Source organism: Thermomicrobiales bacterium (assembly GCA_037045155.1).
GTDB lineage: Bacteria > Chloroflexota > Chloroflexia > Thermomicrobiales > CFX8 > JAMLIA01.
In genome coordinates this window covers 199,069-225,396 of sequence record JBAOIG010000002.1, presented here as the reverse complement: position 1 = coordinate 225,396, position 26,328 = coordinate 199,069, and the positions used below count along the sequence as shown (strand labels likewise).

Sequence of the window (26,328 nt, the reverse complement as noted above, 5' to 3'; positions counted from 1 at the left end):
CGTTCGTCTACTTGCGGACGACGATCGTCGTGCCGTTGCTATCGCTGTCGGGGTCGCGGTTGTCGGCCGCCTTGTACGCCAGTGTCGCGTGCGTCACCTTGGTGACCGCAAAGGTCACGCTGGTCACACGCGTCGGGATCGATGTCACCGAGACGGAGCATGTGCCGGCCGTTCCGGTCTTGCACGACAGGCTGCGCGACGCTCCGGTATAGGTGAGCGTGCCGGAGACCGTGGCGTTCGCGACCGTTGCTCCCGCTGATGACTCCACCAGGATCGTGATCGTGGCTGTCCCGCTAGTTCGTGTCGCGGCCTTCAGCACGCCGTCGATGTCTCCGATGTGGAGCGTCGTCGGCGGGGGTGGCGGCGGCGTGGTTGCGGTGACAACACGCGACAGCGACGCGACTCCGCCAGCGTTGTCGGTGACCCGCAGTGTCACGGTGTACGTGCCGGCCTTGCTGTAGGTGCGGCCGATCGTCTTGCCTGTGCCGCTGACGCCGTCGCCGAATGTCCAGGCATACGACGCGATCGTGCCGTCGGGGTCGCTCGACGCGCTCGCGTCCAACGAGCAGGCAAGGCTGTTGCAGCTTGCGGTGAAGCTGGCGACCGGCAACTGATTGACGTTGTTCTTGACGGTAACGACGACCTGCGTGCTCGTCGTCGCCTGTCCGGCAGTATCCGTCGCCTTCGCGGTGAGAGAGCGCGCGCCGTCGGCGATTGCCGCCGAGTTCCATGGCATCGACCAGCCATCGGCCGAATTGGTGTCGACGCCGATTGACGCGCCGTCGACGAAGAACTCGACGCGGCTAACACCCTTGTCGCCACTCGCGCTGGCCGTGACGTTCACCGATCCACCGAGCGTCGTTCCCTGCGTCGGGCTGGAGACTGCCACCGATGGTGGCGACGCTGGCGGCGGTGGTGGTGGCGGTGTTCCGACGACGCCGGATGGCGTGATGCTGACGCGATTGAGGTTCATGAGCATGCCCGGATTTGCGCCGGAATAGCCGAAGCGCAGCTTGAGCGTGTAGCTACCAGCCCGCAGATGGATCGGCGAGCTGGCGCGATCGCCCCATGTGGTCCAGCTGCCCGTGCTGGCGATGCTGATAGCCCCGGAAACGTCGACGTCGTCGATGAGCGCCGTGATCGTCGCGTTGCTCTGCGGCGTTGCCACGCGGAATGAGAAGACGTAGTCGCCCTCGTTCGCGCTCTCGATCCTGTAGGAGAGCCACTCGCCGGGCTCAATGTCGGTGATGGCGATGCAGCCGGACCCATCGGCACAGGTCTGCTTATCGACATCGTCGGCCCAGAATGCGCCGCCGCTGTTGCCGGCCGATAGATCGTAGAAGCGGTAGTAATCCTTGGCGTCGAACGAATTGGGGATCGATACCGAGCGGGTGACGCGAACGCTCGCTGGTGGCGTGATGGTGACGCCGCCGGCGCCGTTCGTCGCGCGGGCATCAACGGAATGCGCGCCGGTGGCTACTCCGGTCAGCGACCAGCTCCACTCGTAGAGCTTGCGCGACTGGTTGTAGCTCGCCTGGTTCCAGACGCCCCCGTCGATCCGGAACTGGACGCTCAGCGCGCCTTCGGGGGTGATCGTATCGTCAGTCCGCACCTGCAGCCGTTGGGTCGATCCGTCATCGTTCATGACGGTTCCGCTGCTCGGCGTCACCAGCGTCACTATCGGGCCGGCCGCGCCATCGCAGCTCCCCCCGACAGCCTTGCAGGCATTGACGCGACCGTTGGACCAGCTCACGCCAGTGCCGCCGATCGATTCGGCCGTGCCCTCCAGCCGCGATCGCACGCTCGCGTTGCTCGTTCCCCAGGAGGTCGACCAGAGGAGGCCGGCCAGCCCAGCCACTACCGGAGAGGCCATCGACGTGCCACTCATGAGGCCGTAGGCGCTCCCTTTGGTCGTCGACAGGATGCTCTCACCCGGCGCGGCGACGTTGATCCACGTCCCATAGTTGGAGAAGGTGGATTTCTGGTCGCGGTTGTTGGTCGAGGCGACCGCGATCACATTCGCGTAGTAGGCGGGATAGAACGCGGCGTCGGAGCTGTTGTTCCCGGCGGCCGCGACGACGACGACGCCCCTGCTCCAGGCGTTGTCGATTGCCGACGCGAGGGACTGCGATCCCGCGCTGCCGCCAAGGCTCATGTTGATAACCCGTGCGCCGTTGTCGACCGCCCAGTTGATCCCGGAGATGATGCTCGACCATGAGCCGTTGCCGTCGTCGCCCAGGACCTTCACGTTGTACAGCACGCAGCTCGGACACACTCCCCCGACCCCGACCCCGTTGCCCGTCGAAGCGGCGACGATGCCGGCGACATGGGTGCCGTGGCCGTTGACATCCTGGTCCGAGGTGCTGTTGCTGAAGTTGACTCTCTTCTGGACCTTCCCGATGAGATCCGAGTGCTGCTCGTCGATCCCGGTGTCCAGAATCGCCACCGCGACGTTGCTATTCCCCTGGGTGACATCCCAGGCGGCGTATGCGTCGATATCGGCGTCTGCTATGCCGCTGTTCTGGCCGCCGTTCTCCAGGTGCCATTGCTGGCCAACCTGGGGGTCGTTCGGCATTGCCACCGCGGAGTAGAAGCCGTTGCGCTCCGCGAACTCGACGTTGGGATTACGCAGGTACTCGGCAAGCGTGGCGTCTTCCTGGCCTGGCGTTACCGACACCACATCGATATTGACTCGGGGAAGTGTTCGTCGAACCGTCGCTCGGGTGCCCCTGTGCGCCTCCAGGATCGACGCGCCGGTGGCCCCGCTGCGGAACTTCACCAGAATCTCACCGGGGACGAACCGTTCGGGCGAGCTGCGGGCCATCGCAGGCTCTGGGACCAACCCCGCAAGCAACAACGCGATCAGCCCGGCAAGCGCCACCAGATTCAGGATTCGTGACATCTGACCGTCCTCACATAACGGAGATCCGGCTTGTGTCTAGCGCCTCGCTCGATCCGGAATCTCCGCCCACACCCCCGCTCGCGCGCACGCCGACGGCACGCCTCCCCGGCTCGGCAGACCCCCATCTGCCAAGCAAGATTGGTGCGTTCAGGTTGGGCTATTCGAGCCCACGCGTCAGTCATACGTCGCGATTTGGCCCATCATACACTGCACATTACATTTTGTACAGAAACGATTTCGAATGACGATGGCCAGTATTGCGGCGCGGTTGGGACACGTTCATCAGATTGACGCGCGACGGGATCATCCGCGCCATTCGACGGCGTGAAGAGGCGGCTGCGATCAGAATATCCGCGAACGAACGCGGCGCCGAGAGACGATATGTTGTGGTTGGTGAGGTGTGAAAGGAGATTGTCACTGAAGCGTAGAGGCGAGGTAATGCGAGGGCACAATCGAGGATGGGCTGTGAATAGCTTTTACGGGATGTGACACAGAGGCAAGACTGACGTAACATCACTCAAGGATGGTCAATTCCCGTGTGCCCGGCTATGTTCGCCAATGCGCCTGTCTTTCGCGCATGAGGGATTGCAGCCCAGGCCGATAGCCATTCGCTTCCGCACGGCCGGCCCGTCCAGGCTGCTTGTGTCATCGAGCGCGGGCGTCGCAACAATCCCGCCCGGCATCGAGATCGTTGGCCGGGCAGGATACCTTGCGTGATGGAGGCGTCGTGGCTGGTCCGCTAGACGCCGATCGAGTCGCGCGGCGTGAGGAAGAGGAAACGATCGACCTGGTACGCGTCGATATCGCCGGCCCACATCGCCGGCGCGCGCTCGGGCGTGCTCGGCACGTTGCCTGCCCAGACTGACTCGTAGGCATCACGCAGCGCGCGGACATCGTCCGGCGTCATCGGCGCGCCATGGGCGGGGTAGACCACGTCGACAGCGTCGAGCAGCGCCACGATCCGGTCGAGGGACTGGCGGTAGGCGACGGGGTCGCCCTTCTTCAGCATCAGCAGAATCGTGCCGAACCGCAGTGTGTCGCCGGCCAGCAGTATGCGGGCGTCGCGGTCCAGCAGAACCACCGCGCCCGGCGCGTGTCCGGGAGTGTGGACGACCTCCAGCGCGCGCCCGCCGAGGTCGATCGTGTCGCCGTCGTTCAGCAGGCCGGTCGGCCGGCAGCCGGGGATCGACGCGCCCTCGCGGACGAATCCAGCTGGCAGCCACTCGTCGCGGATCTGGTCGGGGCCGAAGTGGGTGGCGTAGAGATCGGCCGGCTCGCCACGCCGTAGGAACGGCACGTCCTCGGGATGGATCAGCACCCGCTCGAACTGGTGACACGCGCCGATGTGGTCCCAATGGCCATGGGTCTGGACATCCACGAGCGGCAGGCTGGTGAGCTGCTCGACGAGCCCCTTGAAGTCGCCGACTCCGGCGCCGGTGTCGACGATCGCCGCCTCGCGCTGCCCCTCGATGAGGTACGACTTCACGTCTGCCCCCTCGCGCAGCGGCTCGGCGATTGCGGTGATGCCATGGCCCAGCGGCGTGACAGTGAACCAGCTATCTGCCATGCGCGTACCCCCTCGTCCTCAGCACTGTGTTCCACAGGATCGACCGATAGTGAGTGAGATTGTGTCACGTATCCATGAACACCGCTCCTCGCCAGTATATGGAGCGGCTTACCGGCGGGCGTGAGCTCGATCTGATCGGTTGGTCCGCACGGCGCTGTCCGAACGGACAGTGACGACCCTCCCCGTCAAGAGCAAGATTCTTGTGTGCTGAGAATCAGGATCATTCGACGCAAGGCACACAGAGTGAGGTATCTATCCACTACACATAGTGTGCGTCATCTTCACAATATCCAGCGCGGCATGGTGGATAAGGAGAGATCATCGTCGAAGGCTTTGCATCACCGACACCGCTGTTTGGCCACCGTCACACATCGTAACGAAGGAGACACACTGTGGCTGACACCATCACGATCGACAAGGTAGTCTTCGCCCGCGCTTTCGGCAGCGTCTTCTTTCCGAATCCCGACGATCCCGGCGACCCGAACAATCCCTGGGGACCATACGGGCCATTGGGACCACATATCCGCCAGTTCATCTTCGACACCGTATCGTGGGCTGCCCTGAATCCGCAGCCGCTGCCGCCAGTTTCCGACGGGCTGCGCCGGGGGCCTCACCCTGAACCATGGCGACAGGCGCAGGTGGCTGGTCGAGCGGCCCGGATGGTGATCGATCAGGCCATCGGGCTCGAGTTCGCCGGCAGGCTTAGCGGATCGGTCAATGCGAGTGTCGAGGACCCCGAACTCTGTCCCAGAATGATTGATCTGTTTGAATGGCTTCGTCGCCACGGGCCAATCCCCCCGCCGAAGGGCGACGAGGGGATCGGGCCGCTCGACTACTTCGCGGCCGGCGCGCAGTTTCAGATTGCCGCCGAGACCTACGCCGACACGTCGATGAGCAAAGCGTTCGCGACGGTGGCCGGCCAGCTCTTCGAGCGAGGATCGCAGCTCGGATAGCGAGGGCTAGCCGTCCTTGCGCGTCTCGCCGTATGCCCCTTCCCGGAGGAGGAAACGGAACTCGCCGACGTCGTGGACGTCAACCGGGACCTTCTCCGGGAAGCCGATGTCCCAACGCAGTCGGCTATCCGGCGCGCGGCCGGCCCAGACTTCCTCGAACGCCTCGTGGGCCAGCTGCAGATGCTCTGGCGGCATCGGCGCGCGCTGGTGCGAGGGGTAGACGGCGCGTAGCTGGCCGGCCATCCCGGCCAGCAGTTGCAGCGTCGCGCGGAACGCGGCGGCGTCGCTGCGCGGCAGGAAGAGCCAGATGCCGCCGTAGTTGATCGCGTCGCCAGCGAAGAGCGTCGCAGTCTGACGGTCGAGAAAGCTCACGCCGCCCGGCGAGTGACCGGGCGTATGGAACACCTCCAGCGTGCGGCCACCAAGGTCGACGATATCGCCTTGCTCCAGCGTGCCGGTCGGCTCGCACGGAGGGATCGCGGCGGTCTCGGGGTCGAATTCCGGCGGCAGGACCGCGTTGCGTAGCCGCCTTGGCGAGAATAGCGGCCTGTATATCGCGTTCGGGAAGCCGCGGCGGAGGGTGTACGCCTCGCTGGGGTGAATCAGCCGCCGCTCGAATGCCCAGGTGTGGCCGATGTGATCCCAGTGCCCATGCGTCTGGAGGACGATCGGATCGCGGTTCGACAGCCCGCGGACCAGTGTCGCAAAGTCGGCCACGCCAAGGCCGGTGTCGATCACCGCGACATCGCGTTCACCCTCGACGAGATATGACTTGACACCCTCTTCATGCAGTGGTTCAGCGATGATCGTGATCCCGCCGTCCAACTGCCGCACCTGAAACCACTCCTGCTGGCCCACGCTCGATCCTCCCCATTGCGCGCCGTCTCATCGTCGCAGTGTACTCGCTGCCGGCAGGGGAATTGCGCGAACGGTCTGCCTCGGCTATCGTCGGCGCGCACGGGGATGCTGAAGAGCAATCAGGGAGGGAGCGACCAGTGAGCGGTGGGTATGTGACCGAAGAGCGCGTCGCCGAGCTGAAGAAAGCGGCGGCCGAGCGGGTTGAGGCGATTGCCGGCGAACTGATCGGGATCAGCGACTGGATGTACGAGCATCCCGAGCTTGGTCACCAGGAGCGGGAAGCCGTCGCCCGACTGACCGCGGCCCTCGAGCAGCACGGCGCAACGATCGAGCGGCAGACCGCCGGGATGGAAACTAGCTTTCGGGCCAGCTTCGATGGACCGGTGAACGAGCCGACGGTGGCGATCCTCGCCGAGTACGACGCGCTGCCCGAGGTTGGCCATGGCTGCGGACATAACATCATCGCCACTGCCGCGATCGGCGCTGGGATCGCGCTCGGCGCGTTGGCCGACCAGCTTCCCGGGCGCGTCATCGTCCTCGGCTGCCCGGCCGAGGAGTCTGCCGTGCCGGACGCTGGCGGCAAGATCCCGCTGGTCGAGCAAGGCTACTTCGACGATGTCGACGCCGCGATCATGATCCACCCCGGCACCGAGGACTACGTGCCGTTCGACTCGACACTCGTCGCCTACGGGCTGTCGTTCGAGTTCTTCGGCAAGCCGGCCCACGCCGCTGCCGCGCCACACGAGGGCATCAACGCGCTCGACGCCATCATCCAGATGTTCAACGCCGTCGGGTTGCTGCGTCAGCAGTTGCGGCCGGATGTCCGCATCCACGGCATCATCACCCACGGTGGCGGCGCGCCGAACGTCATCCCACCCTACACGGCCGCCCGGTTCCGAGTTCGCGCGTCCGACCCGGTCTACGCCCGCGAGGTGGTCGACAAGGTCGTCCGCTGCGCCGAGGCCGGCGCGGTGGCGACCGGAGCACGCCTGGAGTGGCGGCAATACATCAAGCCGTACCAGAACATGATCACCAACCACGTCGTTGGGGACACGATCTCGCGCAACATGGTCCAGCTGGGGGAGGCGGCGCGCGGGTGAGTCGCGAAGGCGCGGGCTCGACTGACTTCGGGAACGTCAGCCACGTCGTCCCGGCAGCCCAGGCGACGCTGCGCATCTGCGGCGAGGAGTGCGGCTGGCACTCGAAGGAGGTCGCCGCGAGCACGATCACCCCGGAGGGGCATGCTGCGATTCTGCGCGGCGCGAAGATCATGGCGATGACGGCGATCGACCTGCTCTGCCGGCCGGAGGATCTCCGCGCGGCAAGTGAGGAGCACGACCAGACGGCCGGCCCGGTTCGCGACCGGCTGGCCGCGGTTCCGACGATCGGCGACTAGGCGCTCGCATCGAGCGCGAGGGGAGACATCATGGCCGGCTACGAGGAGGGGGACGACGTCCCCAGGATTCCCGGTGAGATGCTGCGTGACTGGGTGGTCGACATTCTGGAGACATGCGGGATCGGACGCGAGGATGGCGAGATCGTCGCCGATATCCTCGTCGAGTCGGATCTGCGCGGCATCGACTCCCACGGCGTGCCACGACTGCGGCGACTCTACGTCGATCGCCTCCTCAACGGCACGATCCGGGCAGACGCGAAGCTGTCCGTGGTCCGCGAGACGGCGGCGACGGTGACATTCGACGCCGGACACGGCCTCGGACCGCTGATGGCCTACAAGGCGATGGAACGCACGATCGAAAAGGCGCGCGACGCGGGAGTCTGTCTGACGACGGTCGGTCACTCCGACCACTTCGGCATTGCCGGCTACTACGCGACGATGGCGCTGCGCTTCCCTGGCATGGCCGGCATCGCGATGACGAACGCGACCCCGCTGATGGTGCCGACCTTCGGCAAGGAGGCGATGCTCTCGACCGCGCCGATCGCGGCAGCCTTCCCGGCCGGCGTGCAGGACCCGTTCGTCCTCGATGCCGCGACAACCACGGTCGCCTGGGGCAAGGTCGAGATCGCCCGACGGATGAACGCGCCACTGCCGGAGGGGCTGGCGGTGGACGAACACGGCCGGCCGACGACCGATCCGTTCGTGGCACGGGCGCTGATGCCGCTGGGCGGCGAACGGGAGACAAGCGGACAGAAAGGCTACGGGCTGGGGCTGCTCGTCGAAATGCTCTGCTCGCAGCTCTCTGGATCGCTCTGGAGCAAGGAGATCGCCTACTCCAACGCCGAGGGGCCGCAGTATGCCGACACCAGCCACGCCTTTATGGCGATCGACATTCAGGCGTTCCGCCCACTGGATGAGTACGCCGCCAGCGTGGACGAGATGTTCGCGACGCTCCGCAACGCCGAGCCGGTCGAGCCGGGCCAGCGTGTGATGATCCCCGGCGATCCGGAGGCAATCGCCCTCGCCGACCGTCTCGAACGCGGTATCCCGCTGCATCCTTCGGTCACCGACGAGCTGCGGGAGCTGGGCGACGAACGCGGTGTGCCGTATCCGGGATAGGGAACGTAAGGGATGAGAGATGAGGCAAAAGGGATGAGTGATATGCCACCGATCCTTGCAGAGCTGACACGCAATGGGACGCCTGAGAGCCGACACCGGGGCTGGGTGGCGGTCGCGCGGGGGGATGGGACGCTGGTGGCACACGCTGGCGATCCCGAGCAGCTCACCTTTCCGCGCTCGGCGATGAAGCCGTTCCAGGCGGTGGCTGTCGTCGAGAGCGGCGCGGCAGACCGGTTTGCGTTCAGCGACGAGGAGCTGGCGATCTGCTGCGGCTCGCACCATGGCGAGCGGCGACACCGTGAGACAGTCGCGGGGATACTGGCGAAGATCGGCCAGCCGGCGACTGCGCTGCTCGGCGCGATCGATCCACCGTATAACGCCGAGCGCGAGCGACTGGCCGAGGCTGGCGACGAGGTCGCCCAACGGCTGGCTCAGAATTGCTCGGGCAAGCACGCCGGGATGCTGGCCGCCTGCGTCGCGCTGGGATACCCAACCGAGACCTACGATGCCGCCGACCACCCGCACCAGCGGGCGATCCGCTCGATCGTCGCGCAATACTGGGACGTGCCGGAGGACCAGCTGGTGGCAGGGCTCGATAACTGCACGCTGCCGGCCTTCGCCGCGCCGATCCGCAATGTCGCGACCGGCTGGGCGCGGATCGCCGACCCGGACAGCGCCCCGGCCGAGCACCGCGAGGCAATCCGCCGAATCGGCGAGGCGATGGGTCGCGAGCCGTTCATGGTGGCCGGCACGGCGGGTTTGAACACGATCCTGATGGATGTCACCGGCGGCCGTGTGCTGGCCAAGGATGGCGCCGAGGGGGTGGTCTGTCTGGCGATCCGCGACAAGGGTCTCGGTGTCACCGTCAAGCTCGAGGACGGGTCGTTCCGCGCCCACGGCGTGATCGTCCGCGACCTGCTGAGGCGGCTGGACGCGTTGAAGCCCGGCGAGGATACCGCGTTGGCGGCGGCATTCGGCGAACGGCTGGAGTCCAACCGCCACCAGCACGTCGGCGATATCCGCTCGACACTGGACCTGCGGTTCGTCGGATGAGCGCGCTCGATCAGTACATCCCCGAGCGGGCCTGGTTCGATCGGCAGAGGACGCGCGACTACGCCGGGATGCACGGCATCGGACACATCACGCGTGTGCTGGTCTGGTCGGCCCAGATCGCTGACCGATTTCCAGAAGCGCTACGCCGTGAGGAGCTGTTCTGGGCGGCCGGCCTGCACGACATCAAGCGCTGGACCGACGGGGGCGATCGAGACCATGGCGTCCGTGCATCCGCGTGGGTGCTGGCGGAGTTCGCCAACGTCCGCCCCGCCGCTGCCGCGGGACTCGACCTTAGCTTTGTCGCCGAGCTCTGCGTCGGCCACCAGTGCCCCGACCGTCTGATCGACTACTGGAGCGACGAGCTGCGCATCCTCAAGGACGCCGACGGGCTCGAGCGCGTCCGCATCCACGACCTCGACCCACGTCGGCTACGCTTGCAGGACATCTCTCCGTCCCTCGAGTCGCGCGCCTGGGATCTTATGAAGCGCAGCGTCGCGGACGGCAATACAGCCCCAGCTGTCCGCGAGGTCGCGGTCGAGATGGGGCTGTGGGAGTGACGAATATCACTGCGGACCCGTTTTCGTGAGCAGGGGGCCGCAGTAGGTGTGCGGAGGTGACGCGCTATCCTACGCCGTTACTCCGGCGGTCGCGCCGCTGGCGGCAAGGGCCTTCAGCTCGTCGACGAAGATGCGGTTCCAGGCGTCCATGCTGCCCCAGCGGAAGCGCGATGAATTCTCACGCACTGCCTGGCGCGTCTCCTCGGGCATGTGCTCGTAGGTGCGATTGATGCCTTCGAGGTGGGCGTTCTCGTGGGCGAAGCGTCGTGTCTCGACGGCCATCTCGGCGGTGACTGCCGCCGGCCGCTCGATGAAGTGTCCGAGCTCGTTCCAGTTAGCGCCATAGACAACGAAGACCGGGATCGACTGATACTTGCCCTCCTTCAGGTAGGGCTGCATCAGGTCCAGGTTGTCGTCGCGCTTGAAGACGCGGAGCGTGACCGATGGCACGTCATTGGCGAGCTTCGCGACGACGGGCAGAAACTGGATCACGTCGGTGCACCAGTCTTCGCCGAACGCGGCGATTGACACCGGGTGGTCGGCAAAGAACGCACGATCCTCATCGGTGACGTTGAACGCCTCGATATTCTCGATGAACTTTTCCTTGTTGACGTTCATCTGATCGACGAATGCGTCGACCGAGATCCCGCCTTCGAACTGTTCCTTGCTGATCGACATCCTGGCGATTCCCTCCTCCGGGGTCTATCTCACGTCACCACACGACCGCGGCGTTCATCCAACCTAACCACATTGTGGGCGGACATATTCCGTCGCCATGCAACGCACAAGAAAATGGGGCCGCTGGGACGGCCCCGGGTACAGGGAGGGAGGGAAGAGAATTGCGATGGTGGAGGATGGGGATCCGCGGCCGGCCATCGGCCCGCGCCGCCCGCCTCACCGGCGAGGGATAAGGCGGGAGCCGAGCCACCTGGGTGACCTGCCGTCTGTCGCGTCCCGACGTCCGGCCGCTGCTCCGGCGCGAATGACTGACGCATCCCGGGAAGACGCATCCGTCGATTCCAGCCGGCCCATCCCGATGCCGTCCGCCCGGCTTCCTCGCGCGAGTCTCGCGCCTCGAAGCTCCAGACGACGTGCGCCTGGCTGTGCGCGGACTGGCGGCCCGCTGCGTCCAGGTCACCGCCGTCGGGCGGTGCCCCCAATCCGACCAGAACCACTCCGGTCGATCGGGGCGCTGTACGTACATCGTTGCCACTATTGTACGTACACTTGCCAGCTTGTCAAGGGGTTTCTGAAAACAGTGCCCTCAGACGTCCGCGGCTGCCGCCTCAGTGCTTCGACTAGCATGATGTGTCAGGTTGGCAGCCTCCCCGCACCTTGTCATCCTGAGGCCGCAGCCGAAGGATCTCTCCTGCGTCTGAATGCATCCAGCATGAGGAGATGCTTCGCTGAGGCTCAGCATGACAAACGGCCGGGGTGGCTGTCGCACCACAGTACAGGACACATCACGCTGGTCGGAGCATTGAGTGCTCCGGCCAGCATGAAGTGTCAGGTTGGCAGCCTCCCTGTCCCTTGTCATCCTCTGCCCGGAGGGCGCCCGCGCAGCCGAAGGATCTCCCTGCGTTCGACTCTACCCAGCCAGGGGAGATTCCTCGCTGCGGCTCGGAATGACAACGAGCGGTGGTGCCTGTCACACCACAATACAGGACACAGCCTCCCCGCACCTTGTCATCCTGAGGCCGCAGCCGAAGGATCTCTCCTGCGTCTGAATGCATCCAGCGGGAGGAGATGCTTCGCTGCGGCTCGGAATGACAACGAGCGGTGGCGCCTGTCGCACCACAGTACAGGACACATCACGCTGGTCGGAGCATTGAGTAGTCGACCGCAGTGATCCTGTCATTCTCGTGGGTTCCCCGCTTCTGTCATTCTGAGCCGCAGCGAAGAATCCGTTCCTCCCCGGCGGCTGTGACCGAACGCAGGGAACCGGATCCTTTACTCCGTTCAGGATGACAGAGAAATGGGAAGCGGCCGGCCTGACACATTCACTGCGGTCAACTACTGAGGCCGCAGGCAAGGGATCTCTCCGGCGTCCGAACGCGCCCAGCGCGAGGGAGATTCCTCGCCGTGCGGGCGGCATCGCCTAAAAAGTGGATGACAGGGCGCAAGGACGGCTGTCATCGTGACACTTCATGCTAGTCGATGTACGTAGGGGCGACAGCCAGCCGGACGCGCAATGATCTCCGGGCTGGCCGGGGGTGCTTGATGGCCGTGGCACGCCGCGAGAAGCCGGCGGCTGGCTCCTCAGGCGTAGACGCGCACGAGGATATCGGTCGGGTCGAATGCGTTGGTCGCATTCTGATCCTGCGGGCAGGCAGAGATGACGGCGAGCGTGTCGATGTGTGCCTTGAGCAGGACGTGGTCGTTGCGTTGCGAGAGCGGCTCGCGGATGTCCAGCTCGCCGCGGCCCTTGAACGCCACGTGCATGAAGAAGTTGATCGGATCTGGCATGCGGTCGGGGTCGATGTCGTAGCCCCGCTCCCGGATCGCGGTAACGAAGTTGTCGTGGCAGTTGAGATGGCCCTGGATGCCGTAGTCATCGAGGTAGCGGCGCGCGTTGCAGGTTGGCATCAGCATGTCGTGCCGGCCGACCGTGTCCTGGATCACCGTGAACATCCGCTCGCGTCGATTGGAATAGATGCCATCGTCGCGCCGCAACATCAGCGAGTTGTTGGCGGAGCGGGTCTGCGCGACCGAGAGCATCTCGTCGAAGTCCTGCAGGTTGAAGAGAATGACGCAAGCGACCTGCTTGCCATTCATGTCGGTGATCTGCAGGAACTGATCCTGGTTCACCTCGAACGCCTGCGCCTTGGCCGGCCGCACCTGCGCGGCGCGGCGGGGGATGCGCCCCATGAGAGGGTTATCGGTGCTGGTGATCGTCATTGGGTTGCTAGCTTCCCGTCCACTTGCTGAAGGCGACGCAGGCATTCTGCCCACCCAGCCCGAAGGAGTTCTTGATTGCGACACGGATGTTGAGGTCCCGAGCCTTGCCCGGCACGTAATCCAGGTCGCAGGCCGGGTCGGACGTCTCGTAGTTGAGCGTGGGATGCACGCGTCCGTCGCGAATGCTGAGGACGGTCATGACCGACTCGACGCCGCCGGTGGCGCCCATCATATGGCCGGTCATTGACTTGGTGGACGAGATTGCCACTCGCCGAGCGTTCTCCTCGCCAAGCGCGCGCTTGATCGCGAGCGTCTCGGCGGCGTCGCCCAACGGGGTCGATGCAGCGTGCGCGTTGATGTAATCGACCTCAGCGGGGTCGATGCCGCCATCCTCCAGCGCGGCGGTGATCGCCTGGGCCGCGCCGCGGCCGTCTGGATCGGGAGCGATCGGGTGATAGGCGTCGTTGGAGGTGCCGGCCCCACGGATCTCGGCGTAGATCGTTGCGCCGCGCGCGATCGCGTGCTCCATCTCTTCGAGCACAAGGACGCCGGCCCCTTCGCCGATGACGAAGCCGTCGCGGCCTGCATCGAACGGCCGGCTGGCCCGCTCGGGCGGGTCGTTGCGCGGAGAGGTGGCCTTCTGGACGATGAACGAGGCGACGAAGAGCGGGAAGACGGCATGCTCGGCCCCGCCGGCCACCATGATGTCTGCCTGGCCCCGCCGGATGACGTCGAATGCGTCACCGATCGCCTGGGCGCCCGTCGCGCAGGCAGTCGACACCGTCGCATTCGGGCCGTGGAGCTGGAACGCCTGGGCGATGTGATAGGAGCCCATGTTGTGGGGAAAGGTCGTCATGAAGAACGGCGAGACGCGCCCGTAGCCGCGAGTGTCGAAGGTGCGCGTCATCTCGACGATGGATTCCATCCCGCCGGCCCCGGTGCCGAGCATGACCCCGGCCCGTGTGCGGTCGAACTCCGTCGTGTCCAGCTTGGCCGCTTCGAACGCCTCGGCGGCGGCGGCCAGCCCGAAGCGGGCGTAGCGGGCGACGTTGCGCGCGGCCTTGGCGTCGATCCAGGGCAGCTCCGGTGTTGTCTTCACCTCGCCAGCGATGCGGACCGGGAAATCGCCCGGATCCCAACGTTCGATCCAGGAGATGCCGGATTCGCCGGCCAGCGCACGCTGCCAGCTTGCCTCGGCGCCCTGGGCCAGCGGCGTCAGCGCGCCGACGCCCGTTACAACAACGCGGCGTCGTATTCCAGATTCCATCGTCATCGCCTTGCCTGTCACGATGTGCGATCCTCGTCCTGCCTGGGTGGCCGAATGGCAACTGATCGTACCAGACACCCTCGTGAGTAGTCGGCGAATTGCCGGCTCTTTCGACAACCTCTTATAATCGCGAGTGTCCGAGGCGGCCGGGTGCGCGGCCGCAGGCAGAACTCCGCGATTCCTCGACGCGAGCACGAGCGATAAGGGGCGCCTGTGGCGGATGATGTCGGGAAGCTGCTGCGATACATCGGCCGACACTACCTCGCGCGCCAGGAGGCCATCGGCATCGAGCTTGATGCGACTGCTGCCGATGAGGCGGGCGAGATCGTCGCCAGCCAACGCCGCGCCGCGCGCGAGGAAGAGCAGCGGGCAGACACGCTGGCCGTCGCCTTTCGCGAGGGGCTGCGCCGCGCCGATTCGGCCAGGCGGGCCGGCGGCAACGCGATCTCGCTCGACGACCGCAAGCCCGACCAGGATCGCCAGGCCGAGGCGTTGATCCAGTTCCTCGTCCGCGCAGGTCTCGCCACCTCAACCTCGCGAGAGACCGACGCGCGCCACTATATCTACACAATCTCCGTTGACTGGACGGCGCTCGACCGCGTGGCCCGCGAGGCGCGTGTCGACCTGCGCGACATCCTCGGTCGAGCCGGGTGACGGTGTCTGGCCGGGAGGCGGCCGGGTGACGATCGGTGATCTGAGGCTCAGCCTGCCGGATGACGACCGCGCCGAGCGGGCGATGACTGCCCTCGGCGTCGTCTTTCGCGATCCGGACTTGCTGAGGCTGTCGCTCGTCCATCGCTCCTGGCTCAATGACCTGGGCGCGGATGCGGCGGCAACTGTCGTCGCGTCGAACGAGCGGCTCGAGTTTCTTGGCGACGCGCTGCTCGGGCTGGTCACCGCCGACTGGCTCTACCGTCGATTCCCCGATCTTCCGGAAGGCAACCTGACTTCCTACCGCGTCGCGCTGGTGCGGACCGAGACGCTGGCGGAGTGGGCGATCGGATTCGGCTTGCCGGATCTGATCTATCTGGCGCGGGGCGAGGTGGGGAGTGGCGGCGAGGTGCGACCGCGTATCCTGGCCGGCGCGTTCGAGGCAATCCTCGGCGCGATCTATCTGGATCGGGGCATCCGTGTCGCGCGGCAATTCATCTGCGCGCTGCTCGACGCCGACTCCGACCGGGTGATCGACGATAGCGAGACGATGAACTATAAGGGGCGGCTGCAGGAGCTGATCCAGGATCGCGAGCGCCTGACGCCGGGGTATCAGACGGTGTCAGTCAGCGGGCCGGACCACGCACACACATTTGTTGTTGAGGCGGTGTTGGGAGATCGAATTCTCGGCGCCGGTAGCGGATCGAACAAGCGCGCAGCGGAGCAGGATGCAGCGCGGGACGCGCTGGAGCGCCTGTCTCTAGAAGGGATTGTCGAGACCGATGGCCGGCCTTTATGACCAGCTGACGATCTTCAGCGGCACCTCCAACCCCGGGTTGGCGGACGAAATATGCCGTCATATCGACCTGCCGCCCGGCCGGATCGAGATCCTGAAATTCTCGAACGAGAATATCTTCGTCCGGATCGGCGAGAGCGTGCGCGAGAACGATGTCTTCGTCGTCCAGTCGCTCGGCGCCAACGTCAATGATTCGATCATGGAGCTCCTGATCATCATTGACACGCTGCGGCGCTCCTCGTCGGGCCGGATCACCGCCGTCCTGCCGTACTTCGCCTATGGGCGGACGGACAAGAAGGATCAGCCGCGTGTCCCGATCACCGCCCGGCTACTGGCGGACATGATCACCGTGGCCGGGGCCGACCGCGTCCTGACGATCGACCTGCACGCCGGCCAGATTCAGGGGTTCTTCAACATCCCGGTCGATGAGATGAGCGCGTTCCCGATCCTGTCGAACTACTTCAACGAGAAGCGGCTGCGCAACCCGGTCGTCGTCTCGCCAGATCTGGGCAACACGAAGCGCGCGCGCAACTTCGCCGAAGCGATCGATGCATCGCTGGCGGTGATCGAAAAGCGGCGTGTCGGCAACGATGACAAGAGCGAAGTGCTCAATCTGATCGGTTCTGTCCAGGGCTCGCCGGCCATCCTCGTCGACGACGAGATCGACACCGGCGGCTCGATCGTTCAGGCGGCGCGCGTCTGCATCGAGAACGGCGCGACCGAGGTCTACGCCTGTTGCACCCACGGCATCCTCAGCGGGTCGGCGATCGAACGATTGCAATCCTCGCCGATTCGTGAGGTTGTCGTCACCAACACCGTTACCATCCCGCCGGAGAAGCGCATCAGCAAGCTGAAGGTGCTCTCGGTCGGGACGCTGATCGGCGAGACGATCCAGCGTATCCACACTGGCGCCAGCGTTGCGTTGACCTATCGCTCGGTGGATGTCGTGCGCTAGTGGTCGAGGTCGGCCAGCCGCCGGGCGACAGCGCTGAGGCTGGGGCGTCCGGAGGCGAGCGCGGCGCGGGCGACGCCGTCCAGGTCGATCGCGGTGGCGCCAGAGACGATCACGAGCGCCTCGATGGCAAGGTCATCTTCTCCCGGCTCGTGCCAGCTGGCCAGACCGGCTGCCCGGAGGTATTCGCCGGCCAGCGCGGCGGCCGGCAGGATCAGCGGCTCGAGCGCGCCGCGCGCCGGGCCAGCGTCGCTATAGACGCTGGCCATGTCCAGCAGCAGCTCCAACGCAACATCGAGCCGGTCGAATGCCATAATGCAGAGGCCGTGGTCGGTCGCCACGGCCTCGATCTCCAGGATATCGGTGTCGGTCTGGTGCGTCAGATAGTCGCGAAAGCGCTCGGCCAGCGCGGCGATCTGTCGCGAACGCTCATCGCTCATCAGTCGCTGAGCGCACGCTTTGCGGTGCCCTCGTGATACGCCTTCTCAACGCGGATCGACATCAGCACCGCGACCACCATGACGGCGATCGTCAGCAGCGTGCCGAAGACGAGCGTGGCGTTGGCGCCAGCCGCATCGGTGATGGCCAGGAAGGCCACGCCGATCGAGATGGCGATGATGAGCGCCGTGCCGGCTGCGATAAACGGCAGCGCGATCGGGAACAGTTTGCCCACCGGAACCCCCTCCTCTGGATGTTTGTCTCATGCTCGCGTCCCCGGCGTTGCTGCCACGAGACGCTCCGCTCATCTTACCCGCAGATCGAACGATTCGGCCAGCCCCCACGATCGGGAACGAGACGGGCCGCCCGGCCAAAGTGGGCTGTCAACGTCAAAGTGACGAGTACGTTGGTGCGGCAGGCACCCCTTCGATCTGTCATCCTCTGCCCGGGTGTTACCTATGTCCCCGGTCTATACATGGGCGATGGCGCCCGCGCAGCCGAAGGATCTCTCCCGCGCTGGACTGGATCGAACGGGTGGGAGATCTTTCGCTGAGGCTCAAAATGACAGGACAAACGACAGGCTGCCGATTGGACAGTCTGACGTTGACAGTCCAATAGCGCTGCCGGCGCGATCGCTGTATTGTCACCGTGGTCGGGCTCATTGTCGGCTGTTCGGCCTGGCCACCAGCTCCTGGAGGCACAATGGAGATCAGAGCCTCGCATGTGCTGTTCGTCGCGCTGATGATCGTCACGATCGTTGCCGTCGATTTCCTGTTCCTCAGGCATCAGATCGGGAAACGGCTCATCGGCAATATCGCGATCGTCGTGGTGTTCGCATTGATTTACCTTCGGTTCCTGCGACATTCTTGACGTTGCGACAACGCCCCGGTCGCTACGGCTTCCCATCTGCTGGCAACTGTTGTGCGTGTTCTCGGGATAGCCCATAGTAGGGTTCACCGCTCGCTTGTCGATCAACGCACGGGCGGCCAGATGTCGGATCGCTATCGACAGGCAGGGACAATGAGCCTCGACACGTCCGCTACCCCGGAATCGCGAAGGACAGACGGACGTTTTCTTGTGCGAGTTCTTCGGGCCGGCTGGTTCCAGATCTTCGTCAGCGGCCTCGTGCTCTTCTATCTGATCGACAAGACGATGGTCAGCACCCGGAACCCGAATTTCATTCCCTCACTCATCCTGGTCGGCGCGTTCCTTGTGCCGGTGACGCTCGTCTCGTATCTCGGCGGGCGTGCGCAGGGCGACCCGCTGCCGCTGTCGACAGTGGCTGTCTGTTTCCTGTGGGGTGGCGCTAGCGGCGTGATCATTGCCGGGATCCTTGAGTACCGGACGCTGCGCGATCTGGGGCCGCTGACGCTCCTTGGGGTTGGAGTGATCGAGGAGAGCGCCAAGCTCCTTGTGCCACTGATCCTCTATATTCGGGGTCGCTACCGGAGCGAGATGAGCGGGATCACCTTCGGCGTCGCCGCCGGCATGGGTTTCGCTGCGCTGGAGACGATGGGGTACGCGTTTGTCGCGTTCATCCAGTCGGGTGGCAATATCGGCACCCTCGAAGAGACACTGCTCGTGCGCGGACTTCTCTCGCCGGCCGGGCACGCAGCCTGGACCGGCCTCATCTGCGCCACCCTCTGGCGAGAGCGAGCGCGACTGGGCCGGCCGGTTATCAACCGTGCCGTGGTCGGGGCCTTCGCCCTGGCGGTTGTCTTACACGCGCTGTGGGACATGTTCAATAGCCTGCGTGGCCCGACGTTTGTCGACTGGCTCGGTGTCGAGCTGATCAGTCTGGGTATCGCCATCATAAGCCTGACGTTGTTGATCCGGCGGGTGCGGGAGGCGGAGCAGCGATCAGCGCCTCTCGTTGAGGCAGAGACGCCGCCGTCACCAGCGTCGTAACGAAACCGCTTAGCTCGCTCCCCGCAGTATGTCGCGGTCGAAGATATCGGGCCAGACCAGGATCGCGGCCGCCCCGAGGAAGACGACAATCGTCGCCGGGTTTGGCGTCGCCAGGACGCTCGCGACGCCGCCAACGGCGAGCAGCGCAAGCGTTGGGATCGGTGATATCGGCCACACGCCGAGAATGACCAGCGCCACCCCGGCAATCACCATCACGGGCCAGCCAGTGCCGCCGACGGACACGGCGGTCAGCAATGCCGTGACGCCAGACAAGCCGACGAGGAACCGTGCGGCGAACGCGGGATCCAGATAGACCGGGCGAGCGCAGCCGGCCAGCATCGGCGCGACGACGAGCATGCCGAACGCAAACGCGACGAGATGCTCGACGGAAGTGAACGTCCGGTGATCGATGAGGAGAGCGGTCAGAAATGTGGTGGAGGCAAGGCCGGCGACCAATGACCCTCTCGACCATTTGCCCGGCCAGCCGAGCACGACCCCCAGCGCCGTCCACGTCGCCGCCGACGATCCGACCTCAGGTATCGCGACATCGGCGAGCGGTTGGGCAATACCCAGGAGGGCAAACGGCCACCAGATGATCGCAGCCACCACCGTCGCCACCCATGTGCCGGTGAACCAGGTCGCGACCGCCGCCATCGTTCCATAACGGATTTCGATCCAGCCAAGAAAGACGATGACCATCACGAACGTCGAGATGATCGCGACGGGCTTATCGATGAGGTAGTTGGCGGTGAACAGTCCCCATAATCGCAGCCTGGAAATCGATTCGTCGCCGAGTCCCCAGCGGTTGGTCTGCGTCTCAGATATCGGACCGCTCATGACCCCGGCAGCGGTCGAGGCGACGAGGATCATGATGAGCGAGACGATCGTGAACGGGATGTTGCGAAAGCTCACTGGCACTGGGGTCGGTTGCTTGCTGGTCTCTGTGGCGACCATGTGGCTGCGATGGGTGTGTATCATGATGCGATGCTCCCGCGGTTCTGGTTTGCCCACGGATCGATCGTACGCGCAGGCGAGGCTGTGATGGATATCGTACCCGCCCAGAGCAGACTTCGTTGGCCGGGGTTGCGATCTGTGGCGAAGACCGCCGTCATGTGGCTGGTTGGAGCGGCGGTTCTCGCGCTGTTTATCCAGCGCGAACGCGGAGAGCTCGTCCACGCTGTTAGCGCGATACGGACGGCGGCGCCCGGTTGGCTGGCGTTGGCGATTGCCGGCGGTCTGCTGCTCCAGGTTGTGCTCGGGCTCACATTCCTGCCAATTCTGCAACGCATCGGATCACCAATCCCCGTCCGTGCTCTGATCAACGCCCAGATCCAGCGCATAATTGTCGCCACGGTTGTGCCAGCAGGCGGGCCGGCATCGGTCTATGCCGGGGTTCGGGCGTTTGGCCGGTCCGGCGTCGATTCGTCCGACGCGCTCTTTGTCGCGCTGGTCAATTCGGTGCTCGGGTACGGGTCGTTCGTTCTGGTCCTGCTTCCGGCGCTCATTGTGATCTCCGTTGCTGGCAGCCTGTCCAGGCTGATTGTCATCGGGTCGGCGGCGATGCTGGTGATCGTCGCGGTGCTGATGGTCGGTCTCGTCGTCCTGCTGCGCGGCTCGGCGGCGAGCGAGAGGCTGCTGGACAAGCTGCCATCGCGCGGGCTGGCAGAGTGGGCGCGCGGTTTCGTCGCGCAATCGCATCAGCATGGCGTCCGCGCGCGCGATCTTGTCTCGCCGCTGGGGATCAACCTGGTGGTCGAGATCGTCGGGATCAGCGTCCTCTTCGCCGCGCTTCGGGCCGTTGGCTGGCAGGCAACCCTCAGCGAGGCTCTGGTGGGCTACGCAGTGGGCACGCTCTTCCTGCTCATCGCGCCGGTGTTCCAGGGGCTCGGCGCCGTCGAGCTCTCGATGACAGTTGCGCTGACCGGCCTCGGGGTGCCATCGGGCAAGGCGCTGGCCGCCGTGCTCCTGTATCGGATTGCCGATATCTGGCTGCCGTTCGTCGTCGGTGTGGTGCTGCAGGGCGGCCAGCAGCGCGAGGTGCGCTGGGTCACCGAGCGGCTGCCGGCCGTGCTGGCCGGCGTCTCGGGCCTGCTTGCCGTCCTGTCCGTCCTGGAGCCGAGCCTCTCGCGGCGGTTGAACCATATCCGCGACTACTCGCTGACCGACCCGGCCGATCTCTCGCGGCACATCACCCTGATTGCTGGCTTCTTTCTGCTCTTCCTCTCCTGGTCGCTGTGGCGACGCAAACGAATTGCCTGGATCGTCTCCACCGTAATGCTGATTGTCATGATCCCGACCTATCTCGTCGAACGAGACGACGAATTTGCTCTTGCTCTTGCGATCGGGGCGTTGGCGTTGCTGGTCGTGGAACGCCACCATTTCCGCGTCCGCAGTGATCTGCCCACGATCGGCCGGGGAATCCTCCAGTTCGTGGCGAGTCTGCTGTTCGCGGTTGCCTACGGAACCCTGGGATTCTTTCTGATCGACAAGCGAGCGTTCAGGATCGATTTCACGCTGGGTGAAGCGGTTCGCGAGACGCTGCGCCAGTTCTTCACACTCGGTAGCACTGGTCTTCACCCACACACGCGCTACGCAGACTGGTTCCTGGATTCACTGCAGATTGTCGGCGTGCTGTCGGTGACCTTCGCGCTCTTCTCGCTGATCCGGCCGGTGGTATGGCGGCGGCGAACGCTGCCGCGCGAGCGCGCCCACGCGGCAGCGCTGATCGCCGCGCATGGCGACTCGTCGCTGGACTTCTTCAAGACGTGGCCGGACAAGACGATCTTCTTTTCATCCACCGGCAACGGTGTCATCGCGTATCGGGTGGCGCTGTCGTGCGCTATCGCGCTTGGCGATCCGGTCGCGACCGACGACGAGGAGTTCGACCGGGTGCTGGCCGAGTTCCTGGATTTCTGCGATGCCAACGACTGGCTCGTTGCGTTCCACCAGACGCCGGAGACACGACGCGATGCCTACCGCAGAGCCGGGTTGTCGATGCTGAAGATCGGCGAGGACGCGATCGTCGACGTGACGACGTTCAGCCTGTCGGGCAAGCCAATGAAGCACTTGCGCGCGACGGTCAACCAGTTCGATCGGAATGATTATCGAGCGGTCTGGCACGACGCGCCGCTGGACGACGCGACTCTGGAACGGGTGCGTGAGGTCTCCGACGAGTGGCTGACGATCGACGGCCGGCGTGAGCGTAGCTTCACGCTCGGTCAGTACAGTGATGCCTACATCCGCTCGACGCCGATCATGACCATCGAGGATGCGGACGGACGGGTGGTCGCGTTCACCAACCTCGTCTCCGATGGCGTCGAGGGGGAGGCGACAATCGACCTGATGCGTCGTCGGCAGGAGCCGAGCGGCTCGATGGACGTGCTGCAGGTGCGACTGATCGAGCTTCTTCGTGAGCGGGGGTATCGCACCTTCTCACTGGGCATGGCGCCGTTCGCCGAGGTTGGCACTGAACCGGGTGCGACGATCCCCGAGCGGGCGGTTCACCTCTTCTACGAGCGCTTCAACCGGTTCTTTTCATACAAGGGGCTGCGTGATTACAAGAACAAGTTCCAGCCACGCTGGGAGCCACGCTATATCGTCTTCGCCTCGGAGGTTCAGCTACCGCGGATTGCGCTGGCGCTGCTGCGGGTCACCGAGCTGAGCGACGAGAAGCTGGTTCAGCAGGCCCTGCGCGATGCGGAACGCGAGGACATTGCGATGGGGCAGGGCGAGCACCGCCGGCGATTCATCATCGGCTGATCGGACTGTCTCTCGTTCAGCTCTCCCGGGCGCGAGCAGCGAGCTCGGAGCGGTCGAGGCGGTAGATAGCTGCGGCGACGGCTATCGCGCCGAGCGTCAGGGTCGTCAGAACCGGCGCGACGAGCGGCTGCGCGGCGCCGTCGATCACTGCCGCGACAGCACGGAGCGCCCCCGCCGGCGTCCAGCGTTGGGCCGGCCCCCAGCCGGCCAGAATCGACAGGATGAAATAGGCAGCAATCCCTGCTCCGGCCGCTCCCGCCTGCGCAGTGATCAGCGTTGAGAGTATCGTCATCAGGCAGAGGAATCCGGCAGCGACCAGTAGCCACAGCGCGGTCGCTGCTGCCAGCTCACCGATCGCCGCCTCGCCGAAGATCGCCAGCGTCCCGACCCAGCAGACGAGCGTCGCCAGGATCGTCGCCCCGGTCAACAACGCGAGCTGCGCGGCGAGCTTGGCCAGCACGAAGCTGCGACGTGAGACGGGCTTGGTCAGGACGAGGATCGCCGTGCCGGAACGTAGTTCGGAGGAGATGATCCCCGCCGTCGTGATGATCAACGCCAGTAGCCCGATCTGCGAGAGTTGCGAGGCGAACTGCCGATAGGAGTCGAGCGGCGTCGGATCGGGCAGCTCAATGACAACGCCGGGTTGATTGCTGGCTAGCGAGCGGACGAGGGCGGGAGTGATCTGGGCCAGAATCGGGCTGGTGATGGCAATGAACAACAGAATGGCCGGCAGAACCCAGATACGCCAGGTCCGGCGAATCTCGCGGAGCTCCTTGCGCAGCAGGACGTTGAAGACGCTCACCGGCTGCCTTCCCCGATCAGGTCGACAAAGACCTGCTCCAGCGTCGCCTCGACGGGCTCCAGTCGGCGGAGCAGCAGCCCACGCTCGACGATCAATCGTGGGGTCGCCCGCAGCGCGGCGTCGAGGTCGGTCACCGTTAGAACCAGGCGCGCGCCCTCGAGATGACGTTCAGCCAGCCAGCCAGCCCCGACGATGGCGCCGGCCAACGTCGCCGCCTCTTCCGGCGTGCCGAGCTCCAGTCGCAGCTCGCGCGGGCCGGCGCGGCTCAGTAGCTCGTCGATCGGCGATTCGATGACAAGCCGGCCATGGTCGAGGATGGCCACCCGGTCGCAGACGCGCTGGACGTCGGCGAGGATATGGGTCGAGAAGAAGATCGTCGTCCTCCCAGCCATCGCGGCGATCATATCCAGCACCGCCTTGCGGCCAATCGGGTCGAGCGCGCTGGTCGGCTCGTCGAGCAGCAGCAGCCGCGGCGCGTTGATCAGCGCCTGCGCGAGCCCCAGACGCTGGCGCATCCCGCGGGAGTAGCCGCCGACTGCAGTGGCGACGCCGGTCAGCCCGGCCAGATCGAGCAGCGCCGCGATGCGCGTTTCGAGCGCCTGCCCGCGCAAGCCGAATAGCTCGCCGCTGAAGCGCAGCAGCTCGACGCCGGTCATCCAGCCGTAGAAGCCCGGCACGTCTGGCAGGTAGCCGATCGATGCCCGGACGGCATCTGGGGCAGCTGTCACGTCGTGACCGAAAATGCGAGCCATCCCGGATGTCGGCCGGGAAAGCCCAGCGAGGATATTCAGCGCGGTGCTCTTGCCGGCCCCATTTGGTCCGAGAAAGCCGAAGACCGAGCCGGCCGGCACGTCGAGATCGACGCCGTCGAGCGCGCGAGTGGCGCCGAACACCTTCGTCAATCCGCGGATCTCGATCGCGGTGGCTGCTGTCACCGACGTTTGTCCGGCCCGTAGAGCAGATCCGCGGCGGCGCGAGCGCGGTCGGAAGCGTTGTCGCCGGGCTCGTGCTCCGGCTCGGCGGCGGGCGTGGCCGAGCGGCCGATGGCGAGATAGACGATCGCGCCGACAAGATTGGCGAACAGGATGACGATCAGCCAGACCCAGCGCTTGCCGCCGGTCACCTGACGCCGCCGGGCGAGATCGACCAGCGCGTAGATCTGAACGACCAGCTGGACAGCAGCCAGCGCCAGGATGGCGATCAGGGCTGCTGTTGGAATATTGAGCATGATACTCCCCATCCTTCGCGTTCTTTCGGCGCACAGCGGATGGCGCACGTAGTCCTTCGCGTCACCCGCCGACCATGATAATGCGCGGTGACAGATCGGCGTCAATCCGGCGAACCGCGAAGCCGGCGATCGAGCGCCACGGCCGGCAGTTTGCCTGGAAACGCAGAGTCGCCCGCCAACACGGCGGGCGACTCTGTGGGGATGAGGTGGGGTTCACACGACGGTGGGGTGAGACCGTCGCCGGATGATTATACGACATAACATCAGTATCGTATATCGAGTTATCACCCCGGAGTCGACAAATCGGAGTGGGCTGTTGCCGCGCGGCGCCATCGGTCGCCTACACTGAGATCGTGGGTATATGCGCCGAGGAGGAGATGCCGATGCAGCCCGACCCGGTTGATCTGCGCGCCGTCGTCGAAGGTGACGGGCCGTGGCTGCTGCTGTTGCACGGCTTCAGCCACGATCATCGCTACTGGCGGTGGCAGCGCGGGCCGCTTGCGTCCTCGTGCCGGCTCGTCCTGGCCGACCTGCGTGGGCACGGCGGATCGCCCTCTCCGATCGATATTGCTTACGGCCCCGTCGAGCACCTGGTCGATGTCATCCGGCTGCTCGATCGACTCGGCGTCGCCAGCGCTCATATCCTCGGCACCCACACCGGCGCTGGCGTCGGGCTGTTGCTGGCGCTGGAGCATCCCGACCGGGTGGCGTCGCTCATCCTCGAGGGCGCCGTGATCCCCGGAATGCCGCTGGCGCCAAACGATGCCGCGTTGATCCGCATGCGCGAGATCGCACGGGATCGGGGAGTTGTCGCGGCGCGGGCCAGCTGGTTCGAGCAGCCGTTTTTCGACGGTGTTCGTCGCGAGGCGAACGCCGCTGAATTGCGGGAGATCATGGACGAGTTCTCGGGAGCCCCCTGGCGCGCCGACGCTGGCCAGTCCCCGGTCCCGCCGATCGTCGATCGTCTCGGCAGCTTGCGCCAGCCGGTGTCGCTGATCAATGGCGCGGATGACCTGACGGAATTTCTCGATACTGCCCGGCAGCTGGAGCGCGAGCTGCCCCACGCCCGCCGCTACCTCATCCCCGGGGCCGGCGCGTTCCCCGCATGGGAACGACCGGACGCCGTCACACCACTCCTTCTGCGGATCCTCGAGGAGCACGACTGACATCCCGCGTGTCGTATCCTCGTTCTGCGGCGCGCGATGTGGGCGCTGCCGCGGAGCC

At 65.4% G+C, this 26,328-nt stretch carries 25 protein-coding genes; 13 read left to right on the top strand and 12 right to left on the bottom strand.

Annotation, left to right across the window (positions count from 1 at the left end; all coding sequences use genetic code 11):
• Positions 1–7: 7 nt before the first annotated feature.
• Positions 8–2,902 carry a S8 family serine peptidase gene (locus V9F06_01235; GenBank protein MEI2616244.1) on the bottom strand — a complete coding sequence of 965 codons (2,895 nt, stop codon included), beginning with the start codon at positions 2,900–2,902 and terminating at the stop codon, positions 8–10.
• A 739-nt stretch (positions 2,903–3,641) separates the two neighbouring features.
• Entirely contained in the window at positions 3,642–4,469 is an 828-nt protein-coding gene (locus V9F06_01230; protein MEI2616243.1) for an MBL fold metallo-hydrolase, read from the bottom strand.
• Between the two features lie 392 nt (positions 4,470–4,861).
• On the opposite strand from V9F06_01230, the gene V9F06_01225 reads away from it, so the two are divergent.
• On the top strand, positions 4,862–5,422 hold the full coding sequence (locus tag V9F06_01225; GenBank protein MEI2616242.1) for a hypothetical protein: 561 nt from the start codon (positions 4,862–4,864) through the stop codon (positions 5,420–5,422).
• 6 nt (positions 5,423–5,428) lie between these two features.
• On the opposite strand, the gene V9F06_01220 is transcribed toward V9F06_01225, so the two are convergent.
• Positions 5,429–6,280: an MBL fold metallo-hydrolase gene (locus tag V9F06_01220; protein MEI2616241.1), complete on the bottom strand. Its 852-nt coding sequence runs from the start codon at positions 6,278–6,280 to the stop codon at positions 5,429–5,431.
• Positions 6,281–6,417: 137 nt separating this feature from the next.
• On the opposite strand from V9F06_01220, the gene V9F06_01215 reads away from it, so the two are divergent.
• Genes V9F06_01215 through V9F06_01195 form a run of 5 tightly spaced genes read left to right on the top strand, consistent with a single transcriptional unit; the run spans position 6,418 to position 10,405 of the window.
• Positions 6,418–7,380 (top strand): amidohydrolase, encoded by a 963-nt coding sequence (locus V9F06_01215; GenBank protein ID MEI2616240.1) that lies wholly within the window; start codon positions 6,418–6,420, stop codon positions 7,378–7,380.
• Positions 7,377–7,676 (top strand): hypothetical protein, encoded by a 300-nt coding sequence (locus V9F06_01210; protein ID MEI2616239.1) that lies wholly within the window; start codon positions 7,377–7,379, stop codon positions 7,674–7,676. The genes V9F06_01215 and V9F06_01210 overlap by 4 nt, the downstream gene beginning before the upstream one ends.
• Before the next feature lie 30 nt (positions 7,677–7,706).
• On the top strand, positions 7,707–8,795 hold the full coding sequence (locus V9F06_01205; GenBank protein MEI2616238.1) for an Ldh family oxidoreductase: 1,089 nt from the start codon (positions 7,707–7,709) through the stop codon (positions 8,793–8,795).
• A 33-nt stretch (positions 8,796–8,828) separates the two neighbouring features.
• Positions 8,829–9,848 (top strand): asparaginase, encoded by a 1,020-nt coding sequence (locus V9F06_01200; protein MEI2616237.1) that lies wholly within the window; start codon positions 8,829–8,831, stop codon positions 9,846–9,848.
• Positions 9,845–10,405: a hypothetical protein gene (locus V9F06_01195; protein MEI2616236.1), complete on the top strand. Its 561-nt coding sequence runs from the start codon at positions 9,845–9,847 to the stop codon at positions 10,403–10,405. The genes V9F06_01200 and V9F06_01195 overlap by 4 nt, the downstream gene beginning before the upstream one ends.
• 69 nt (positions 10,406–10,474) lie before the next feature.
• Here the strand turns inward: V9F06_01195 and V9F06_01190 are convergent, their stop codons facing one another.
• The 3 genes from V9F06_01190 to fabF all read right to left on the bottom strand — a co-directional run bounded on the left by V9F06_01190 (position 10,475) and on the right by fabF (position 14,591).
• Complete coding sequence (locus tag V9F06_01190; protein ID MEI2616235.1) at positions 10,475–11,083, bottom strand: thioredoxin family protein; 609 nt, start codon at positions 11,081–11,083, stop codon at positions 10,475–10,477.
• A gap of 1,581 nt (positions 11,084–12,664) precedes the next feature.
• On the bottom strand, positions 12,665–13,303 hold the full coding sequence (locus V9F06_01185) for an urea carboxylase-associated family protein (protein ID MEI2616234.1): 639 nt from the start codon (positions 13,301–13,303) through the stop codon (positions 12,665–12,667).
• A 7-nt stretch (positions 13,304–13,310) separates the two neighbouring features.
• Positions 13,311–14,591, bottom strand: a complete 1,281-nt coding sequence (fabF, locus tag V9F06_01180; GenBank protein ID MEI2616233.1) for a beta-ketoacyl-ACP synthase II — start codon at positions 14,589–14,591, stop codon at positions 13,311–13,313.
• 192 nt (positions 14,592–14,783) lie between these two features.
• Here fabF and V9F06_01175 point away from each other — a divergent pair, with 192 nt between their 5' ends.
• From V9F06_01175 to V9F06_01165, 3 genes are read left to right on the top strand one after another with little or no spacing between them, the layout of a single operon-like run.
• Positions 14,784–15,224 carry a hypothetical protein gene (locus V9F06_01175; GenBank protein MEI2616232.1) on the top strand — a complete coding sequence of 147 codons (441 nt, stop codon included), beginning with the start codon at positions 14,784–14,786 and terminating at the stop codon, positions 15,222–15,224.
• 25 nt (positions 15,225–15,249) lie between these two features.
• Positions 15,250–16,020, top strand: a complete 771-nt coding sequence (rnc, locus tag V9F06_01170) for a ribonuclease III (GenBank protein ID MEI2616231.1) — start codon at positions 15,250–15,252, stop codon at positions 16,018–16,020.
• Complete coding sequence (locus V9F06_01165) at positions 16,004–16,972, top strand: ribose-phosphate pyrophosphokinase (GenBank protein ID MEI2616230.1); 969 nt, start codon at positions 16,004–16,006, stop codon at positions 16,970–16,972. The genes rnc and V9F06_01165 overlap by 17 nt, the downstream gene beginning before the upstream one ends.
• Here the strand turns inward: V9F06_01165 and V9F06_01160 are convergent.
• A complete protein-coding gene (locus tag V9F06_01160; protein ID MEI2616229.1) occupies positions 16,969–17,409 on the bottom strand; it encodes a hypothetical protein in 441 nt (146 codons plus the stop codon). The genes V9F06_01165 and V9F06_01160 overlap by 4 nt on opposite strands.
• On the bottom strand, positions 17,409–17,642 hold the full coding sequence (locus V9F06_01155; protein ID MEI2616228.1) for a hypothetical protein: 234 nt from the start codon (positions 17,640–17,642) through the stop codon (positions 17,409–17,411). Before V9F06_01155 ends, V9F06_01160 begins: the two co-directional genes overlap by 1 nt.
• Before the next feature lie 467 nt (positions 17,643–18,109).
• Between V9F06_01155 and V9F06_01150 the strand changes: the two genes are divergently transcribed.
• Both V9F06_01150 and V9F06_01145 read left to right on the top strand, forming a co-directional pair.
• Positions 18,110–18,277, top strand: a complete 168-nt coding sequence (locus tag V9F06_01150) for a hypothetical protein (GenBank protein MEI2616227.1) — start codon at positions 18,110–18,112, stop codon at positions 18,275–18,277.
• Between the two features lie 120 nt (positions 18,278–18,397).
• Positions 18,398–19,315 carry a PrsW family intramembrane metalloprotease gene (locus V9F06_01145; GenBank protein MEI2616226.1) on the top strand — a complete coding sequence of 306 codons (918 nt, stop codon included), beginning with the start codon at positions 18,398–18,400 and terminating at the stop codon, positions 19,313–19,315.
• Between the two features lie 9 nt (positions 19,316–19,324).
• On the opposite strand, the gene V9F06_01140 is transcribed toward V9F06_01145, so the two are convergent.
• Complete coding sequence (locus tag V9F06_01140) at positions 19,325–20,233, bottom strand: hypothetical protein (GenBank protein MEI2616225.1); 909 nt, start codon at positions 20,231–20,233, stop codon at positions 19,325–19,327.
• Positions 20,234–20,407: 174 nt separating this feature from the next.
• Between V9F06_01140 and V9F06_01135 the strand changes: the two genes are divergently transcribed.
• The gene (locus V9F06_01135; GenBank protein ID MEI2616224.1) at positions 20,408–23,074 is read left to right on the top strand and encodes a phosphatidylglycerol lysyltransferase domain-containing protein; all 2,667 of its coding nucleotides are present in this window, start codon (positions 20,408–20,410) and stop codon (positions 23,072–23,074) included.
• Positions 23,075–23,090: 16 nt separating this feature from the next.
• Here V9F06_01135 and V9F06_01130 read toward each other — a convergent pair whose 3' ends face one another.
• The 3 genes from V9F06_01130 to V9F06_01120 are packed head-to-tail and all read right to left on the bottom strand — an operon-like array spanning position 23,091 to position 25,104.
• Complete coding sequence (locus V9F06_01130) at positions 23,091–23,876, bottom strand: ABC transporter permease subunit (GenBank protein MEI2616223.1); 786 nt, start codon at positions 23,874–23,876, stop codon at positions 23,091–23,093.
• Positions 23,873–24,811 carry an ABC transporter ATP-binding protein gene (locus V9F06_01125; protein MEI2616222.1) on the bottom strand — a complete coding sequence of 313 codons (939 nt, stop codon included), beginning with the start codon at positions 24,809–24,811 and terminating at the stop codon, positions 23,873–23,875. The genes V9F06_01130 and V9F06_01125 overlap by 4 nt, the downstream gene beginning before the upstream one ends.
• Complete coding sequence (locus tag V9F06_01120) at positions 24,808–25,104, bottom strand: PLD nuclease N-terminal domain-containing protein (GenBank protein MEI2616221.1); 297 nt, start codon at positions 25,102–25,104, stop codon at positions 24,808–24,810. The genes V9F06_01125 and V9F06_01120 overlap by 4 nt, the downstream gene beginning before the upstream one ends.
• A gap of 383 nt (positions 25,105–25,487) precedes the next feature.
• Between V9F06_01120 and V9F06_01115 the strand changes: the two genes are divergently transcribed.
• Positions 25,488–26,270, top strand: a complete 783-nt coding sequence (locus V9F06_01115) for an alpha/beta fold hydrolase (GenBank protein ID MEI2616220.1) — start codon at positions 25,488–25,490, stop codon at positions 26,268–26,270.
• Positions 26,271–26,328: the final 58 nt, after the last annotated feature.

Bases quoted from the DNA above. Each gene is read 5' to 3' on its own strand.
- V9F06_01165 (MEI2616230.1), top strand. From the start codon at position 16,004: ATGGCCGGCCTTTATGACCAGCTGACGATCTTCAGCGGCACCTCCAAC.
- V9F06_01115 (MEI2616220.1), top strand. From the start codon at position 25,488: ATGCAGCCCGACCCGGTTGATCTGCGCGCCGTCGTCGAAGGTGACGGG.
- V9F06_01205 (MEI2616238.1), top strand. From the start codon at position 7,707: ATGGCCGGCTACGAGGAGGGGGACGACGTCCCCAGGATTCCCGGTGAG.
- V9F06_01160 (MEI2616229.1), bottom strand. From the start codon at position 17,409: ATGAGCGATGAGCGTTCGCGACAGATCGCCGCGCTGGCCGAGCGCTTT.
- V9F06_01235 (MEI2616244.1), bottom strand. From the start codon at position 2,902: ATGTCACGAATCCTGAATCTGGTGGCGCTTGCCGGGCTGATCGCGTTG.
- V9F06_01190 (MEI2616235.1), bottom strand. From the start codon at position 11,083: ATGTCGATCAGCAAGGAACAGTTCGAAGGCGGGATCTCGGTCGACGCA.
- V9F06_01200 (MEI2616237.1), top strand. From the start codon at position 8,829: ATGAGTGATATGCCACCGATCCTTGCAGAGCTGACACGCAATGGGACG.
- V9F06_01230 (MEI2616243.1), bottom strand. From the start codon at position 4,469: ATGGCAGATAGCTGGTTCACTGTCACGCCGCTGGGCCATGGCATCACC.
- V9F06_01145 (MEI2616226.1), top strand. From the start codon at position 18,398: ATGTCGGATCGCTATCGACAGGCAGGGACAATGAGCCTCGACACGTCC.
- V9F06_01195 (MEI2616236.1), top strand. From the start codon at position 9,845: ATGAGCGCGCTCGATCAGTACATCCCCGAGCGGGCCTGGTTCGATCGG.
- V9F06_01150 (MEI2616227.1), top strand. From the start codon at position 18,110: ATGGAGATCAGAGCCTCGCATGTGCTGTTCGTCGCGCTGATGATCGTC.
- V9F06_01185 (MEI2616234.1), bottom strand. From the start codon at position 13,303: ATGACGATCACCAGCACCGATAACCCTCTCATGGGGCGCATCCCCCGC.
- V9F06_01120 (MEI2616221.1), bottom strand. From the start codon at position 25,104: ATGCTCAATATTCCAACAGCAGCCCTGATCGCCATCCTGGCGCTGGCT.